Annotated in this window: 15 protein-coding genes and 4 pseudogenes; 11 read left to right on the top strand and 8 right to left on the bottom strand. The window is 72.0% G+C overall.

Annotation, left to right across the window (positions count from 1 at the left end; genetic code table 11):
• Positions 1–77 precede the first annotated feature (77 nt).
• The 4 genes and pseudogenes from ABZS71_RS02975 (at position 78) to ABZS71_RS02960 (ending at position 3,433) form a co-directional block, all read left to right on the top strand.
• Positions 78–1,328: an SAV2148 family HEPN domain-containing protein gene (locus ABZS71_RS02975; protein WP_356207034.1), complete on the top strand. Its 1,251-nt coding sequence runs from the start codon at positions 78–80 to the stop codon at positions 1,326–1,328.
• Positions 1,329–1,448: 120 nt separating this feature from the next.
• Positions 1,449–1,586 (top strand): annotated as a pseudogene (locus tag ABZS71_RS02970) (GNAT family N-acetyltransferase); the annotation flags it as partial.
• 765 nt (positions 1,587–2,351) lie between these two features.
• Positions 2,352–2,687: pseudogene (locus ABZS71_RS02965) on the top strand (exonuclease domain-containing protein); the annotation flags it as partial.
• A gap of 32 nt (positions 2,688–2,719) precedes the next feature.
• Complete coding sequence (locus ABZS71_RS02960; protein WP_355852358.1) at positions 2,720–3,433, top strand: 3'-5' exonuclease; 714 nt, start codon at positions 2,720–2,722, stop codon at positions 3,431–3,433.
• A gap of 91 nt (positions 3,434–3,524) precedes the next feature.
• On the opposite strand, the gene ABZS71_RS02955 is transcribed toward ABZS71_RS02960, so the two are convergent.
• Both ABZS71_RS02955 and ABZS71_RS02950 read right to left on the bottom strand, forming a co-directional pair.
• Positions 3,525–4,349, bottom strand: coding sequence for an ABC transporter permease (locus ABZS71_RS02955; RefSeq protein ID WP_356207031.1), 825 nt, complete (start codon positions 4,347–4,349; stop codon positions 3,525–3,527).
• The gene (locus tag ABZS71_RS02950) at positions 4,346–5,266 is read right to left on the bottom strand and encodes an ATP-binding cassette domain-containing protein (RefSeq protein WP_355852364.1); all 921 of its coding nucleotides are present in this window, start codon (positions 5,264–5,266) and stop codon (positions 4,346–4,348) included. The genes ABZS71_RS02955 and ABZS71_RS02950 overlap by 4 nt, the downstream gene beginning before the upstream one ends.
• A 205-nt stretch (positions 5,267–5,471) precedes the next feature.
• Between ABZS71_RS02950 and ABZS71_RS02945 the strand changes: the two genes are divergently transcribed.
• The 3 genes and pseudogenes from ABZS71_RS02945 to ABZS71_RS02935 form a co-directional block, all read left to right on the top strand.
• A complete protein-coding gene (locus ABZS71_RS02945; protein ID WP_355852367.1) occupies positions 5,472–6,647 on the top strand; it encodes a sensor histidine kinase in 1,176 nt (391 codons plus the stop codon).
• Complete coding sequence (locus ABZS71_RS02940) at positions 6,644–7,306, top strand: response regulator transcription factor (RefSeq protein WP_356207028.1); 663 nt, start codon at positions 6,644–6,646, stop codon at positions 7,304–7,306. Before ABZS71_RS02945 ends, ABZS71_RS02940 begins: the two co-directional genes overlap by 4 nt.
• A gap of 69 nt (positions 7,307–7,375) precedes the next feature.
• Positions 7,376–7,702: pseudogene (locus ABZS71_RS02935) on the top strand (TIGR03086 family metal-binding protein); the annotation flags it as partial.
• 18 nt (positions 7,703–7,720) lie between these two features.
• Here the strand turns inward: ABZS71_RS02935 and ABZS71_RS02930 are convergent.
• Complete coding sequence (locus tag ABZS71_RS02930) at positions 7,721–8,635, bottom strand: aminoglycoside phosphotransferase family protein (protein ID WP_356207025.1); 915 nt, start codon at positions 8,633–8,635, stop codon at positions 7,721–7,723.
• Positions 8,636–8,803: 168 nt separating this feature from the next.
• Between ABZS71_RS02930 and ABZS71_RS02925 the strand changes: the two are divergent.
• Positions 8,804–9,249, top strand: a pseudogene (locus tag ABZS71_RS02925) (nucleotide disphospho-sugar-binding domain-containing protein); the annotation flags it as partial.
• 131 nt (positions 9,250–9,380) lie between these two features.
• Entirely contained in the window at positions 9,381–10,478 is a 1,098-nt protein-coding gene (locus ABZS71_RS02920; protein WP_356207023.1) for a CDP-alcohol phosphatidyltransferase family protein, read from the top strand.
• Here ABZS71_RS02920 and ABZS71_RS02915 read toward each other — a convergent pair.
• Complete coding sequence (locus tag ABZS71_RS02915; protein WP_355854637.1) at positions 10,400–10,774, bottom strand: rRNA adenine N-6-methyltransferase family protein; 375 nt, start codon at positions 10,772–10,774, stop codon at positions 10,400–10,402. The two genes, ABZS71_RS02920 and ABZS71_RS02915, sit on opposite strands and share 79 nt — an antisense overlap.
• 148 nt (positions 10,775–10,922) lie before the next feature.
• Between ABZS71_RS02915 and ABZS71_RS02910 the strand changes: the two genes are divergently transcribed.
• A complete protein-coding gene (locus tag ABZS71_RS02910; protein ID WP_356207020.1) occupies positions 10,923–11,048 on the top strand; it encodes a hypothetical protein in 126 nt (41 codons plus the stop codon).
• Positions 11,048–11,215: a hypothetical protein gene (locus ABZS71_RS02905; RefSeq protein ID WP_356207017.1), complete on the top strand. Its 168-nt coding sequence runs from the start codon at positions 11,048–11,050 to the stop codon at positions 11,213–11,215. Before ABZS71_RS02910 ends, ABZS71_RS02905 begins: the two co-directional genes overlap by 1 nt.
• 55 nt (positions 11,216–11,270) lie before the next feature.
• On the opposite strand, the gene ABZS71_RS02900 is transcribed toward ABZS71_RS02905, so the two are convergent.
• The 4 genes from ABZS71_RS02900 to ABZS71_RS02885 form a co-directional block, all read right to left on the bottom strand.
• The gene (locus ABZS71_RS02900) at positions 11,271–12,836 is read right to left on the bottom strand and encodes a phosphodiester glycosidase family protein (protein WP_356207015.1); all 1,566 of its coding nucleotides are present in this window, start codon (positions 12,834–12,836) and stop codon (positions 11,271–11,273) included.
• Positions 12,837–13,045: 209 nt separating this feature from the next.
• Positions 13,046–13,804, bottom strand: coding sequence for a sirohydrochlorin chelatase (locus ABZS71_RS02895; protein ID WP_356207013.1), 759 nt, complete (start codon positions 13,802–13,804; stop codon positions 13,046–13,048).
• 4 nt (positions 13,805–13,808) lie between these two features.
• Positions 13,809–14,750, bottom strand: coding sequence for an ABC transporter permease (locus ABZS71_RS02890; RefSeq protein WP_356207010.1), 942 nt, complete (start codon positions 14,748–14,750; stop codon positions 13,809–13,811).
• The gene (locus tag ABZS71_RS02885; protein WP_355854659.1) at positions 14,737–15,552 is read right to left on the bottom strand and encodes an ABC transporter ATP-binding protein; all 816 of its coding nucleotides are present in this window, start codon (positions 15,550–15,552) and stop codon (positions 14,737–14,739) included. The genes ABZS71_RS02890 and ABZS71_RS02885 overlap by 14 nt, the downstream gene beginning before the upstream one ends.
• Between the last annotated feature and the right edge of the window lie 77 nt (positions 15,553–15,629).

The raw sequence follows: 15,629 nt of genomic DNA, 5'->3' as shown, positions 1-15,629 counted from the left end.
ATCCCGAGTGTCGCACCGCCCCCGCCCGCGCAGTAGTCTGCGGTGATCGTTGGACAGGGGTGGAAGGCGGTGCACAGGTGAGCTCGGGCGGGCTGGAGCTGCCCCCCGGTGACGGAGGTCCCGGGGGTGACGGCTCCACCGACGCACCTCCCGGCGCGGTGTCCCTGGTGCGGCCGATGGAGATCGGAGCGGAACTGGACTGGGGCGCCGACGCCTGGAGCGAGGTGCGCACGCGCGCACGCCGGGCCGGGCGGGCCTACATCTGGCTGAACCTGGTGGAACAGCGGCTGCGGGCGGTCGTCGGCGCCGTCCTGCGGCCCATCTACGAACCGGTCCACGGCGACGACTGGGTCATCGCCGCGGCCGGTCCCGCCGGGCAGGAGTGGGTGCAGCGCGCGGTCGCCGTACGCGAGGTGAGCCGCCGCAAGGGCTATCTCCTCGACCCGGCCGACGACAATGTGCTCAGCTTTCTGACCCTGCCTCAGCTGCGCGAGCTCCTCGTCCAGCACTGGCCGTGCTTCGAGCCCTATCTCGACGACCGGCGCGAGGTGGAGCTGGCCCTGGACGAGCTGGAGGTCGCCCGTAACGTCGTCTCCCGCAACCGCGCCCTGTCCGAGACGGTCCTCGCCCAGGCCGAGCGCGCCTCCGCCCGGCTGCTGGAGATCCTCGGCAGCGGCACCGGCACCCCCTCCGCCGACCGGCTGCCCATCGACGCGGTCGAGGACCTCGTCGGCGACCGGTACGCGGACGTCGTGGGCGTCCACCCCGACCGGGTACGGCTCCAGCGGCAACTCCCCGCCGAGGACCTCTTCGGCAACGCCCGCCGCCTCGACGCCGTCGGCATCGGGCTCAATCTCCTCGTCCAGAACTACTCCGGCCGCCGCCTCGTCCGGCTGGCCGAATCCGGCTGCCGCGCGCGACTGCTCTTCCTCAACCCCGCGAGCAGCGCGGTGCGGCGCCGGGAGCGCGAACTCGGTCTGAAGAAGGGCGAGATGAGCCGCTCGGTGGAGATGAACATCCTCCATATGCGGCGGGTGCGCGCCGCGCTGCGCGACCCGGGCGCCTTCGAGATCCATGTCTTCGACGAGACCCCCCGCTTCACCGCCTACCTGGTCAACGGCGACGGAGCCGACGGCCTCGCGGTCATCCAGTCCTACCTCCGCAAGGCCCGCGGCATGGAGGCTCCGGTCCTGGTGCTGCGCGGCGGCGGCCGGGGCCGCGAGGTGGTGCGCGAGGGACAGCAGCCGGACGAGGGCGACAGCGGGCTCTTCGGCACCTACCGCGAGGAGTTCGAAAGCGTCTGGGCGGACTCCCGCCCGGTCTCCTGAGCCCGCCCCTCCCACGTAGGCCGAGCCGGCCGACGCGGTGAATGCTCACCTGATGTCCCAGGGATACGAGGGCACGGTGAGCGACCGGACGATCCGCAACCGGCTGACCGGAAAAACCCGTTGGCCCACCCTGTCCTCACGGTCGACGTCACCCACCCCAAGGTGCAGGCGATGTACGAGTCCTGGGGCTACCGCAAGGTCGGAGAGGACCAGCCCTTCCCGGACTCGCCGCTGTTCGCGGAGCTTCCCCTGAGCTGACCCGAAAGCACGGAAAGAGCCCCTCACAGCCGCCTGAGTTCTAGCGATCACCGCAACACCCGACCTTCGGAACACACCTGCGGACGCGGACCAGGCACCCTCCACGACATCGTTTGACAAAACAGTTGCGCCATATCAAGCATTTTTTGGAGGGGTGTCCGGAGGCGCGGCGTCGGGACCCGCCGTCCGGCATCGGCCCAAGCCCCGGACCACAAGAGCCGCCACCGTCCCCCGCCACCACGGCCCGGCGCCCGGCGACGCGACTCGGGCCCGCCTCCACCTGCCCCATGCTCAAGGCGCCGAAGGCGCGAGACGAAACCTCAACCAGGGCCCACCGCCAACAACCCGAGATGCGCGCGGCGCGACAGGCCGTACTGCGGGGCTTCGCCGGGCCGGGAGGGCCCGGACCGGCACGGCAGGCGCGCGGGCCCGCCCTCGCGCAGGGGCACGATCCGGGGCGCGCGCCAGGTCGACGCCGTCCGCACGCGCCCGGCACGGCCGGGCTGGGCGACCGGCTGGAGCCGCACGGTCCGTGCGGCTCCCCGCCGTTGCGTACGACGGAATGTCCGTTTATCTGGCGGTCCCTCATCGGTGGCGTGCCCGTCGGCCCGTGTTCTGTCGGGCCGTTGAGGGTGGAATGTCCGTTTCCTTTGCCGGTCTCGCGCCGGCCCGTGTCCCGCCCGACCGCTGACGGGGGGTCCGTTGTCAGTGGCGCGTGGGAGGGTGGTGCACACCAGGGGGAAGTACGACAAAGGGAGGTCGGCCATGGGCTGGCACCAGGAGCTGCTGATCGGATTCGATCTGGAGACGACGGGCACGGATCCGCGGACGGCGCGGATCGTGACGGCGGCCGTGGTCGAGGTGAAGGACGGGGAGCCGATCGGGCGGCGCACCTGGCTGGCCGACCCGGGGGTGTCCATTCCGGACGACGCGGTGGCCGTGCACGGGATCACCAATGAGCGGGCGGTGGCGGAGGGCCGGCCCGCGCGTGAGGTGGTCGAGGAGATAGCGGGCGCGCTGGTGGCGCACTGGCCGGCGGGCGCGCCCGTGGTGGCGTACAACGCGGCGTTTTATCCACTCGCTTCAACAACGTCTCAGATGTCTCAGCCCACAACGATGAGCGGGGCCCTGCGATGAGCTGGACAAGCCTGCCTTTGGTGGCCTTCGACCTGGAGACCACGGGAACGGACATCGAGAGCGACCGGATCGTCACTTCGGCGGTAGTAGCCGTGGACCCGGATGGGCGGCTTCCGAAGCCCCGGACATGGCTGCTTGACCCCGGGGTGTTGATCCCGCAGCAGGCTTCGGCCATCCACGGCATCTCCACCGAGCACGCCCGCGGACACGGGATGCAGGCGGCTCCCGCGATCGAAGAGATCACCTCTGCTGTGGCCGAGGTGCTGAACTCGGGGACTCCGCTGGTCGTGATGAACGCGCGGTACGACCTCTCGCTCCTCGACCGCGAGTGCCGACGACATGGGATAAAGCCACTCGGTGACCGGTTGCGCGGAAAGACCTCGCCTGTCATCGACCCCTTGATCCTGGACAAGCACGTGGATCGGTACAGGAAGGGGTCGCGGAATCTCCAGGCACTCTGCGAGCACTACGGCGTGACGCTCGATGACGCGCATAACGCCGTCGCGGACGCGGTAGCCGCGGCATGTGCCGCGCGGTCCATGGGGGTCAAACACGCGGTTATAGGAGCGTTGGCCCCGGCGGATCTGCACGACCTTCAGGTACGGGCGGCAGCCGAGCAGGCCGCGTCGCTGCAGAAGTACCTTCGACGTGCCTCTGACCCGAAGGCGACTGTCGAGTCGGCCTGGCCCGTCGTCCCGTACGTCGGCTGACGGCCTGGATCAATCAACGCTGCGACGAGCTACCGGGGCCTTGTCCCGGGGCGTGCCTCCGGGGCAAGACGTGCGCGCCCTGGAGGCACGCTCACACGTCGCGGCGCCTCACGACGAGCACGGCGAGTGCGACCGCGATCAGTGGCCAGAGCGTGTACACGATCCAGGAGCCGGGGACCGTGGCGGTGTAGGCCAGGGAGTCGGGATCCGGCTCCCAGGGCTGGACCAGGCGAATCCACGCGGCCGAGACGAGCGCGTGCTTGATGTCCGCCGACCAGCGGTTGCTCTCCGAGAACATGGTGGGCAGCATCAGCAGGGTGAAGACGCTGGTGACCATGGTCCCGGCGGCATGCCGGAGCAGAACGCCGAGGCCCAGACCGACCAGGGCGCAGACCGGAGCCAGCAACGCGGATGCCACCAGCGCCCGGAACACCCCGGGGTGGGTGATCGGAACGCCGGCATGGTGCCTGTCCAGGATGGCCTGGGAGACCAGGAAGGAACCGGTTGAGGCGGCCGTGCCGACCGCGGTCCACAGCACGGCGGTGACGGCCGCCTTGGCCAGCACGACCGAGCCGCGGGCCGGGACGGCCACGGTGGTGGTACGGATCAGCCCGCTGCTGTACTCGCTCACGACGGTGAGGGCGCCCATGCTGCTGGCGACGAGTATCAGCGTCCAGTAGCCGGCCGCCGGGTAGGCGTCGAAGGGCAGGAACTCAGCGGGGCCGGAGGGCGGGGCCTTGTCCGCCAGTGTGGCCACGGCGGCGGAACCGACGACGAACAGGAGCGTGAGTGCGATTGTCCACGGCGTGGAGCGCAGGGACCGCATCTTGATCCACTCGGAGGCGAGCAGATCGCGGAAGCGGGCGGGCGGCCCGGCGACGGGGGTGACCGGGGAGACGGAGGTGAGTGTGGTCATCGGGGCTGTCCTGCCTGGTATTCGACGCTGTCGGCGGTCAGTTCCATGAAGGCCGCCTCCAGTGAGGCGGTGCGGGTGGTCAGCTGGTCCAGCCGGATACCGTTCTCAAGGGCGAGCGCCCCGATCCGGTCCGCGGGGAGGCCGGTCACGGCGAGCTTCTCGGTGCCCGGCGAGCCTTCCGGCTCGACTGAGGCGCCCGCCGCCGTCAGCGCCGCCACCAGCTCGGCGGCCTGCGGTGTCCCGACCACGACGCTGCTACGGGTGCTGCGGGCCGCGAAGTCCCGTAGCGGCTCGGCGGCGATGAGGCGGCCCCGGCCGATGACGACGAGGTGGTCGGCGGTGTTCTCCATCTCCGACATCAGGTGGCTGGAGAGGAAGACCGTGCGCCCTTCGGCGGCCAGGCGCCGGAAGAGCCGGCGTACCCAGAGAACGCCCTCCGGGTCCATGCCGTTGATCGGCTCGTCGAACATGAGCACGGGCGGGTCGCCGAGCAGGGCGGTGGCGATGCCGAGGCGCTGCTTCATGCCGAGGGAGAATCCGCCGATGCGGCGGTTCGCCACCTCGGCCAGCCCCACCTCCTGAAGTACCTCGCCCACCCGGCGCCGCGGGATGCCGTTGCTGCGGGCCAGAGCGGACAGGTGGGCGGCGGCACTGCGTCCGCCGTGGACCTGTCCGGCGTCGAGGAGGGCGCCGACGTGCCGCAGTCCGCGCGGGTGGCGGTGGAAGGGGACGCCGCTGACGGTGGCGGCGCCGGTGGTGGGTGCGTCCAGGCCGAGGATCATCCGCAGGGTGGTGGACTTGCCGGCGCCGTTGGGGCCGAGGAATCCGGTGACCTGGCCCGGCCGCACGGTGAAGGACAGATGGTCGACGGCCGTCTTGCTGCCGTAGCGCTTGGTGAGTTCGCTGACTTCGATCACGGCACCCACACTGCCGAGCGGACCCCCGTCCGGACGTGAGGCCGTGGGCGGCAATCGTGCGGCCGCATTGGCCCGTGGGCGTACGTCCCCGGGCTGATGCCACGCCGGCGGTGGCCGGTTAGTCTCGCGGCGTGAACCCCATGACGATCACTCCGCTGCCTGCGTGCGTCGCGCACCGCGGTGTTCCCGAGAGGGCACGCCGCCGATGACGAGAACCAAGGCCGTGGCCTGGGCGGGGGGCGCCTCCTACCTCCTCGTGGTGGGTCTGCTGGTGGGGGGCGCGCCGCGGGCGTCGGGCACGGTCCACGGTGTCGGGGCACTGCTGGCCGTGAGCCTGCTCGCCGGCGTGGTGCGACGGATGCCGCTGCTGGCTCTCGCCATGGCACTCTTCGGATCCACTGCTGTGGTCGTGGGACCTCCGAGTTCCGGCCATGAGAGCCTGGCGGCGTCGTACCAGGGCCAGTTCCTGTCGTATCTGGCGGTGGACCTCGTCCTGGGCTTCATCGTCGCCACCTGTGCACGGCGTACTTCGATTGTCGCCGTGGCCGTGTCTGTCGCCGTGCAGCTCCTGGTGATCGGCGTCTTCGCGCACGGGGACAGCCTGACCGTCAACGAGGTGATCGCCCTCCTGGCGTTGGCCGCATCCTGTATGGCCGGTCTGCTCAATCGCGAGCGCCGCGAGCACGCGGTGGCGCTGCGTGCACAGGAGGTGGCCGAGGCCGTGACCGCCGAACGGCTGCGGATCGCACGGGAGCTGCACGACATGGTCGCGCACAGCATCGGCATCGTCGCCATCCAGGCCGGTATGGGCAGCCGGGTCATCCAGACCCAGCCGGCACAGGCGCGCGAGGCCCTGCGCGCCATCGAGGCCACCAGCAGAGAGACCTTGTCGGGCCTTCGGCGCACGCTGGTGTCGCTCCGTCAGGCCGACCGGGGCGCGACCGCCTCGGAGCAGTCACCGCTCGCACCCTCGCCGGGGCTGGCGGACGTCGAACGGCTGGCGGCAGCCACCGCGGGCGCGGGGGTCCGCGTCGATGTGGGCCGCAGCGGGGAGCAGCGTCCTGTGCCGGCCGACATCGACCTGTCCGCCTACCGCATCGTGCAGGAGGCGCTGACCAACGTGGTCCGCCATGCAGACACCGGACATTGCCGGGTGGCCATCGACTACGGAGACGAGGAGCTGTCCGTGGAAGTCGTCGACGACGGGCGCGGCGCCACCGAAAACGGCTCGGCCCACGGCTTCGGCCTCGTCGGGATGCGGGAGCGGGTCGGTCTGCTGGGCGGCCACCTCAGCGCCGGGCCGCGCCCTGAGGGCGGCTTCCGGGTGGCGGCCCGGCTGCCGATGCCCGCACCCATCGGAGTTCCGGTGGAGGCCCGATGACCGTCCGGGTGGTGCTCGCCGACGACCAGCCATTGGTGCGGTCCGGTCTCCGCGTGATCATGGCCGATCACCCCGACCTGGAAGTCGTCGGTGAAGCCGCCACAGGCTCCGAAGCGGTCCGGCTCGTCAGCGACCTCAGCCCAGACGTCGTGGTGATGGACATCCGGATGCCCGGCATGGACGGGATCGAGGCCACCCGCCTGATCACGGCTGGTCCGGCAACGACCCGCGTCCTCGTCCTGACCACCTTCGACGAGGACGACCACGTCTACGGAGCACTCCGGGCAGGCGCGAGCGGCTTCGTGGTCAAGGATATGGCGCTGGATGACATCCTCGCGGCGATCCGCGTCGTCGCCGCCGGCGACGCACTGATCGCGCCGGGTGTGACGCGCCGTCTGATCGCCGACTTCATCGGGCGCTCAAAGGCTGCCCCGCAGCGCTCCCCACGGCCGGTCGAGGGCATCACCGAGCGGGAACGGGAAGTACTGACCCTGGTCGGCTGCGGCAGGTCGAACACCGAGATCGCCGAGGACCTCTTCATCACGGTGGCCACGGCAAAGTCGCACGTGTCACGGCTGCTCACCAAACTGGGCGCCCGGGACCGGGTCCAGCTCGTCATCACCGCCTATGAGACGGGACTCGTCACGCTTCCCCCCTGATGGCGCCCCCCCATGGCGAAGTTCGAAGAACAGCGGCACGGTGGCGTAGCACTGCTCGATACGACGCGGCTTGACGCGATGGCCGCCGCCTGGCGGGACCCGACGGCCTGGCAGGGCAGTACGCAGGCCGGGGGCGTCACCCTGCCCGCCGAGATGATGGGGGTCGTGGCGCTGGACGAGTTGGTGATCCATGGATGGGATCTGGCCCGCGCCACCGGCCAGCCCTACGACTGCGATCCCCGCAGCGCCGAGGCCATCATCGGGTGGCTGTCCGCGTTCCCGGACGCGGAGCGCCCGAAGGAGGCGTTCGGCCCCGCCGTCACCGTGCCGGACGACGCTTCGCCGCTGGACCGCGCGGTCGGCCTCAGCGGCCGCGACCCCGCGTGGACGGCCTGAGCCGAGCCCGCTCAGTGCTCAGAAGGCGTACCAGCGCACCGCCGGGTCCCCCTCCCGCAGGCAGGCGACCCGGCGGGCGAACTCGGCCCGCGCCGCCGGGTTGCCCGGCGCGTGCTGGGCCACCCACGCGCAGCTCGCCGTCTCCCGCGCGCCCCGCAGCACCGCGCAGCCGGGCCACTCCCGCACATCCCAGCCGTACGCCGCCACGAAGTCGTCGTACGCCGCGGGGTCGAGGCCGTAGCGGTCCCGGGTCAGGGCCATGACGACGAGGTCGTGCTCGCGCAGATCGGAGGAGAAGGTCTCCAGATCGACGAGCACCGGGCCGTCCGGGCCGATATGCACATTGCGCGGCAGCGCGTCGCCATGAATCGGACCGGGCGCAATGCGCGGTGTCACCTCGCCGACCGCCGCCGCGAAGTCGTCCCGCCGGGCGCGTAGATACGCCGCGTCCGCCGGGTCGATCGCGTCCCCGGCCAGCCGCAGCCAGCGCTCCACCCCGCCCAGCAGCTCACGGCGCGGCAGCTCCAGCGGCGGCAGACCGCGGGACGGATCCGGCAGGGCGTGCACCATCCGCAGCAGCTCGGCCAGATCGCGGGGCCCGGCGGGCCGTACGGGCTCGGGAAGCCGCTGCCAGTAGGTGACGAGATGGCCGGAGAAGGGCAGCGGCTGCTCCGCGCCGAAGCGCCGGTCGGGACGTACCGCCGGCAGACCCTCCCGCGCGAGCCAGTCGGCGACCCTCAGCTCCCGGGCCGCTCGCTGCCATACGTCGAGGTCGCGGCTGACCCGGACCACCAGGGACAGGCTGTCGAGGGCGAAGACGGCGTTCTCGCCGAGGGCCAGCAGCCGGGCCTCGGCGGCACCGGTCCGGTAGGGCGGCAGCGCGGCGGAGAGCACCGCCCGCGCCCGCTCCTCCGTGAACGCCACGTCCCCCACGCCGTACCCTCCTGTCTCCCGCGCCGGTCCAACGGCCAAGTCTCGCACCTGGCACCGCAGGTGAAACGCTGACTGCGCCGCCCGCCGTCCGCACGATGACGTGGGCCTCCCCACCGGGCCGCGCCCCGTTCCCCCGTGCCCCACCCGTTCCGCCGTGCCTGCCGCGCCTGCGTCGAGGCGTTCGGCGGTCTGCCGGGCTGGCATGTCGTGCTGCAGATCGGCCGGCTTGTCGACCCGGCCGACCTCGGTACCGTCCCCGCCAATGTCGAGGTGCACCGCTGGGTGCCGCAGCTGAGCATCCTCCGGCAGGCCGACGCCTTCATCACCCCCGCGGGCGCGGGCGGCAGTCAGGAGGGGCTGGCCCGCGGGGTGCCGATGGTCGCCGTACCGCAGGCCGTCGACCAGTTCGGCAACGCCGATTGCTCCGGGCGCTCGGCCTCGCCCGCCGGCTGCCCAAGGAGGAGGCGACGGCGGAGGCGCTGCGCGCGACGGTGCTCGCGGTCGCGGACGACCCGGAGGTCGCCGCCCGCTGTGCGGCGGTCAAAGCGCTGATGGCGGACGAAGGCGGGACAAAACAGGCGGCCGATCTGGTCGGGGCGGCCCTCTCCACCTGACCGTGCCATCGACTCGGTCCCTCTAAGGGACGGTTATCCGTTGGCAAAGGTTGCGTTGAATCGGTCTTGTCTCTTCTCTTACCAACTTCTTAGCTTCAGGTGAACATTTTTCAAACGCCAGGAAGTTGACCATGCCCCGAGACATACCGCCACTCGCCGAGGTCCGCAGGATCACCGAGAAGAAGCGAGACGCGTGGTGGACCGTCATGCTTGTGGATCCGGTGGCCACACCGCTGGTCCGCTGGACCGCGCAATACACCCGCGCCACCCCCAACCAGCTCACCTGGGGCGCGTTTCTCGTGGGTCTCGGCTCCGCCGCCTGCTTCGCACAAGGCGACTGGAAATGGCTGCTGCTCGGCGCGGTGCTCTACCACGTGAGCTTCATCTTCGACTGCATGGACGGCAAGCTCGCCCGGCTGACCGGCACCGGCTCGGTCTTCGGCGCCTGGCTTGACTTCGTCTTCGACCGGATCCGGGTACTGGTCTGCGCGGTCGCGCTGATGGGCGGCCAGTACGCGCGGACGGACGACGTCCTGTATCTCTGGCTGGCGCTGGCCGTCGCCTCCCTGGACTCGCTGCGCTATATCGACTCGCTGGAGATCTTCAAGATCCGGCACGGCATGCGCAAGCAGATCAAGGCGCGGATGCGCGCGGCCCGCAAGGCCGAGAACCAGGTCGAGCTGGCCTTCATGGAAGACCTGCTGCGCGACAACCCCGAGGCCGATATCGAGCAGGACCCCAACACGGTGGCGGCCCTGGACGGCACACCCGTCCCGGATGCCACGCTCGCCTTGGACGCCACGCTCGCTCTGGAGCCCGCGCCCGCGCCCGCCGCAGGGCCCGCGCTCGCTCTGGAGCCCGCGCCCGCGGCCGCCGCAGGGCCCGCGCTCGCCCTGGAGCCCGCCCCGCCGACGGCCACGGCCGCGGTGCGCCGCCCCGCGGTCGTCGATCTGCACCAGGAGTTCCGGCGCCGCTTCCCGTGGTGGGTCCGGTGCCGGAACTTCCTGCTGCGCCACCGCATCCGCGCCCATCTGATCAGCGGCATCGAGTTCCAGATGGGTGTGTTCATCATCGGGCCGGCCGTCGACGCGGTGGTGGCGACGACCGTCGTATCGGGTGTGCTGCTGCTCGTCTTCGAGCTGGCGATCATCTACAAGCTGCTGCTGTCCACCCGGGACTTCACCCGCACCATCAACTCCTTCGAAACGGCCACGCCCCTCAGCTCCTGAGCCAGGGCCGGCCACTGCCACGGCGTCACATACGCCACCACGACGTCCTGCCCCAGCCCGGCCCGCCGGAACGCCCCGGCCGGCCGCCGCGCGGGGCAGGCCCGGCGCAGTGACGTATAGAGCGAGCAGCCGAGACCGGAGAAGCCGAGCTCGACGAGGCCCGCGCAGGCGGCCCGCTGGTCCGCGTCCGTCAGCAGCGGGCGCGGCCGCGGGGCCAGCCGCAGAATCCCGCCGTCGACCTCCGGCACCGGCCGGAAGGCGGCGCGCGGCACCCGCCCGCACAGCTGCCACTCCACATAGGGCCAGGTCCGTACGGTCAGCGGGCTCCAGAGATGGAACGTATCGCCACGGCTTTTCGGGCCGCTGACGGACGCACTTCGCCTCAGGGCGATCGTATGGCCAGGCGAGAAGGGGGCGCCTGGACGGAGTGCGAAGGAGACCCCGATGACCTCGTCCGTCACCCCGCCCGCGCCCGCGCCGCGCTGGGCGGTCGGCGGTAATACCGTCCACCGCGTCGACGAACCGCTTTTCCTGCCGACCCTGCCGATGGTGCTGAACGGCTGCGCGTGATGGCGTCCCCGTCCGGCTCCCCGCACGATCTGCGCGACACCCTCGCCTTCGCCGCCGCGCAGGGCATCCTGCCCGCCGTCACCCCCGTGTCGCTGGACGACGCTCCCGCGACGCCGGCCGCGATGAGGGCGGGCACGTCACACGGCCGCGCGGTCATCACGTTCTGAGCCCCCGCCTCGGTCCCCCCGAGCCGGGGCCGCGGGCCGGTTCGCGGACGGGCCGTCAGCCGCGGTGCGACGGCAGCACCTGGACGGTGTCGCCCACCGCGCGTTCGCCCGTCGCGTCGGAGGGGACGTTGGCGAGCCTGCCGCGTACGGCCATGGCGCTGGAGCCGCCGCCGTCCAGGTTGAGGGCCTGCTGGGCGCCGAGGGAGCGCATGAAGCGGGCGGCCTCCTCCAGGGTGAAGCCCTCGCTGACGCCCGGCCGGCGGCCGTCCACCGTGGCCAGGATCAGCCGGCCGCGGTGGTCGATGCCGGCCATGGTGCGGGGCTGGCGTACGTTCGACCAGGCGTAGCCGAAGGTGAGGTCCTGGGGGTCGAGGGTGCCCTCGGTGGCGGCGTCGATGGCGATGCGGCCGTTCTTCACCAGGGTGGGGGCGGCGCTGACGATGCTGTCGTCGGAGTCGAGCCGGACCTGACGGCCGGCGGTGTCGCGGACGGTCTCCTTCAGCGCGATCCGCTCGCCCGGCCGGCCGTGGGCCGTCAGCCAGTCGCCCGCCGCGCCGATGCCCTGGAGCACCGAGCCGCCGGCCGGGACCGTACCGCCGCGCGGGCCGGTGGCGACCACGCGGCCGGCGGCGTCGAGCACGACCTGGACGCCGGGCCCGGTGGGCAGCGTGGTGCGGAACCTCGGGGTGAACTTCACCAGGTCGTCGGTCTCGGCGCAGGTCAGATCCTGACGGGGCCGCTGGGTCGGGGTGGCCCGGGGGCGGCCGCAGTTGCGTACCTTGCCGGGCACCCGGTTGATGCCCTCCACCGCGTAGGTGGAGGTCCCCGCCCGCGCGGTGACCGTGCTGGTCAGATCGGCGATACGGGGGTGCCGGCCGCTGTCAGCGAGGATCAGCGCGGCCCGTGAACCGGCGGCCATCGACTCCAGCTCACCGTCGTAGGCGCCGATTCCGGCCATCGTGCCCTGGACGCCGTCGGCGTCGGCGGTGACGAAGAAACCGCCGTTGACCGCCACCAGGGAGCGGAGCCTCGCGGCGACCGAGGAGGTCTTCTCACGGTCCGCGACACTCTCGTCATGGGTGCCCTCGACCGTGCCGGTGAACCTGGTCGGGTCGATCACCGCCACATGCACGCTCTCCCGGTCGGCCGGCTGCTGACCGTCGTAGCCGGTCCACTCCGCCGCCGCCGTGAACCCGTCCCCGGTGATCTTCTGGCTCGCGCTCCGCGCCTCGTCCGAGGAACCGTACGAGCCCACCCGCACCCGCCATCCCATGGTGCCGTGCGGCGTGTCCGCGTAACTCGGCCACACCACCCGCTCCACGCGCGGCGCGAACCCGGCGTCCCGCAGCTTCCCCGCCGTACCGTCCGCCCACGCCCGGCTCCCCACCGGGGCGGAGCCGGGAGCCTGCACCGTGACCGTCCAGCTCGGCTTCGCCTGCGCATGCCGAATGACCCCGGTCCGCACCTGCAATCCCGGCGCCACCGTCTCCGTCGTCCAGGCTCCGCCATCCGGCGCCGCCTGCGCCGAGGGATGGATGACCGCCAACGCGATGGCGACCCCCAGCGCGACCCCCATACGGGCGCCGACGCTCCCGCGGCCCGTGCTCTCTTCGTTGCGCATGACATCCCCCGAGGGCCTCGACATCCAAGGCGGCCAGTCCAGCGGCGCCCGGGGACCGGGTCAATACGTGGGAGAGAAGCCGTGCGGAACGCGCGGTGAAGGGCGGGAGGGAGCGGGCCCGCTCATGATCGTCTACATCCACGACCTGTACGCGGTCGAGCAACGGTTTCGCCATGGCGGGCAGTGAATCACGGAGGGCTGAGGAACGCTCAGGCGCTCAGCAACACCGGCGCCGCCACCCGCGCCTCGTCGTAGCGCCGCAGCAGCAGCCGGGCCAGTTCCGGGGCCGGGCCCAGGACGTCGGCCAGGATGTCCGCGCCCGCCTCCTGGGCGCCGTGGGCGATGCGGTCCGGGAGGCGGCCGGGGGCGATGACGTACGGGGCCACGGCCACGCGGGCGACGCCCTCGGCGCGCAGGGCGCGGACCGCGTCCTCGGTGCGGGGAAGGGAAGCGGAGGCGAACGCGGGTCGCACGGCGCACCAGCCGGTGTGCCGCCACTCCCGCGCGATTTCAGCGATCACCGCGATCGCCTCCGGGTCGGTGGAGCCCGCCGAGGCCAGGACGACCCCGGTCGAGCGTCGGTCGGCGAGGCGTAGCCCCGCCTCGTACAGGCGGCGTTCGAGGGCCCGGGTCAGGAGCGGGGAGGGGCCCAGGACCTCGGCCTGGCGGAGGGCCAGCCGGGGATGGCGGGCCCTTGCCTCGCGCAGCACCGCCGGGATGTCGGCCTTCGCGTGGAAGGCGCGGGTCAGCAGGAGGGGGAGGGCGATGACGTCGGCCACGCCCTCCTCGGCGAGACGGTCGAGGATCCGGCCCACGCGCGGCGCGTTGAAGTCCAGGAACGCCGCCTCCACCCGCAGCCCCGGCCGCAGCGACCGCACCCGCGCGCGGAGCGCGTCGACGGTCGCCGCGTGGCGCGGGTCCCGGCTGCCGTGGGCGGTCACGAGGAGGGTCGGGGGAGTGGATGTCATGGCGTTACCGGGCGCTCGCCAGCAGGCCGCGGCTGCGCAGCACCCGCCGCTCGATCGGGGCGAAGACCAGCAGTTCGATGGCGATGCCGACGACGAGGATGAGGATGATGCCGAGCAGCACGCCGGCCATGTCGGAGTTGTTGCGCTGGTTCTCCAGGTACTGGCCGAGTCCGAGTCCGAGGTCGGGGGACTTGGCGATGATCTCGGCGGCCATCAGCGAGCGCCAGGAGAAGGCCCAGCCCTGCTTGAGCCCGGCGACATAGCCGGGCAGCGCGGCGGGCAGCAGGATGTGCCGGGCGCTGACGAGTCCGCGGGCGCCGAGGGTGCGGCCGGCCCGCAGGAAGAGCGGGGGGACCTGGTCGATGCCGGCGACCAGGCCGTTGGCTATGGACGGGACCGCGCCGAGCAGGATGACGGTGTACATCATCTGGTCATTGAGGCCCAGCCAGATCACCGCGGGCGGGACCCAGGCGACCGAGGGCAGCGACTGGAGGCCGGACAGGATCGGGCCGATGGCGGCGCGTATGAAGCTCACCCGGGCGACGATCAGACCCAGCGGGGTGCCGATGGCCAGCGCGATGAGGAAGCCGAACAGCCCGCGCGAGACGCTGGTCCAGACGATGTCCAGCAGCTCGCCCTGGAGCCACAGCTGGCGCAGCGAGTTCCAGACCAGACCCGGGTCGGGAAGCTTGTAGTCGTCGGTGACCTTCGCGACGACGAGCACCTTCCAGACGGCCACCACGACGGCGATGGCCACGATGGGCGGCAGCACCTTGTGGATCAGCACCTCGGCCGGTGAGGTGCGCTTGATCTGCACCGTGTCCAGGGCGTCGAGGCCCGCCTCCAGGCCCTCGAGGTCCTGTGCGGTGGACTTCGCGGACCTGGCGGGCTTCTCGGTGGCGGTCGCGGTGGCGTCGGTCGCGCCGGTGGTCTCAGTGCCGGCCATGGCGGCGGATCTCCCCACGCAGTTCTTCGGTGATCTCAATGGACAGGTCGGCGACGGCCGCGTCCTCGATACGGCGCGGCTGCGGGATGTCCACCGCCCACTCGCGGACGACCCGCCCCGGGCGTGAGGACAGCAGCACCACGCGCTGGGCCAGCCGGACGGCCTCGCGCACGTTGTGCGTCACGAACAGGACCGAGACGCCCGTCTCGCTCCAGATCCGGGTCAGCTCGCCGTGCAGCACATCGCGGGTGATGGCGTCGAGCGCGGCGAACGGCTCGTCCATCAGCAGCACATTGGAGTCCTGCGCGAGCGCGCGGGCGAGCGCCACGCGCTGCCGCATACCGCCGGAGAGCTCATGCACCCGCTTGCCGTGGGAGCCGCCGAGCCGCACCAGCTCCAGCAGCCGCTCCGCCTCAAGGCGGCGCTCGGCGCGCGGGACGCCCCGCAGCCGCAGCGCGAGCTCGATGTTCTTGCCCGCGGTCAGCCACGGGAACAGCGCGTGCTCCTGGAACATCAGGGCCGGCCGGCCGCCGGGGACCTCGATGGCCCCGGCGGACGGCTTGTCCAGGTCGGCGATCAGATTGAGCAGCGTCGACTTGCCGCACCCGGAGGCCCCGAGGAGGCAGACGAACTCCCCGGGCTTCACCTCAAGGTTGATGTCGTCGAGGACGGGCTGGACGGCTCCGGGGCGGCCGAACGCCTTGTGGACGTGGTCGATGCGGACCGCTCCGGACGGGTGCGCCGCGTCTGCCGCGGCGACGCCCGCCCTGTCGGCCTTCTCGGTGGTCAATGCCGGGGACATCCGGTCACCTCCTGATGGATGCGTACGTGCGAACCGTGCGTGTCGTTGCGTGTCGTTGCGTACGGGAGCGGGCGGGG

The organism is Streptomyces sp. NPDC005393, from assembly GCF_040606675.1.
Classification (GTDB): domain Bacteria; phylum Actinomycetota; class Actinomycetes; order Streptomycetales; family Streptomycetaceae; genus Streptomyces.
This window is presented reverse-complemented; position numbering and strand designations above follow the sequence as displayed.

What these genes read in the sequence shown, in the direction of transcription:
- ABZS71_RS02920 (WP_356207023.1), top strand. Translation starts at nt 9,381, where the DNA reads ATGCCCCGAGACATACCGCCACTCGCCGAGGTCCGCAGGATCACCGAG.
- ABZS71_RS02905 (WP_356207017.1), top strand. Translation starts at nt 11,048, where the DNA reads ATGGCGTCCCCGTCCGGCTCCCCGCACGATCTGCGCGACACCCTCGCC.
- ABZS71_RS02885 (WP_355854659.1), bottom strand. Translation starts at nt 15,552, where the DNA reads ATGTCCCCGGCATTGACCACCGAGAAGGCCGACAGGGCGGGCGTCGCC.
- ABZS71_RS02900 (WP_356207015.1), bottom strand. Translation starts at nt 12,836, where the DNA reads ATGCGCAACGAAGAGAGCACGGGCCGCGGGAGCGTCGGCGCCCGTATG.
- ABZS71_RS02955 (WP_356207031.1), bottom strand. Translation starts at nt 4,349, where the DNA reads ATGACCACACTCACCTCCGTCTCCCCGGTCACCCCCGTCGCCGGGCCG.
- ABZS71_RS02895 (WP_356207013.1), bottom strand. Translation starts at nt 13,804, where the DNA reads ATGACATCCACTCCCCCGACCCTCCTCGTGACCGCCCACGGCAGCCGG.
- ABZS71_RS02910 (WP_356207020.1), top strand. Translation starts at nt 10,923, where the DNA reads ATGACCTCGTCCGTCACCCCGCCCGCGCCCGCGCCGCGCTGGGCGGTC.
- ABZS71_RS02890 (WP_356207010.1), bottom strand. Translation starts at nt 14,750, where the DNA reads ATGGCCGGCACTGAGACCACCGGCGCGACCGACGCCACCGCGACCGCC.
- ABZS71_RS02945 (WP_355852367.1), top strand. Translation starts at nt 5,472, where the DNA reads ATGACGAGAACCAAGGCCGTGGCCTGGGCGGGGGGCGCCTCCTACCTC.
- ABZS71_RS02940 (WP_356207028.1), top strand. Translation starts at nt 6,644, where the DNA reads ATGACCGTCCGGGTGGTGCTCGCCGACGACCAGCCATTGGTGCGGTCC.
- ABZS71_RS02960 (WP_355852358.1), top strand. Translation starts at nt 2,720, where the DNA reads ATGAGCTGGACAAGCCTGCCTTTGGTGGCCTTCGACCTGGAGACCACG.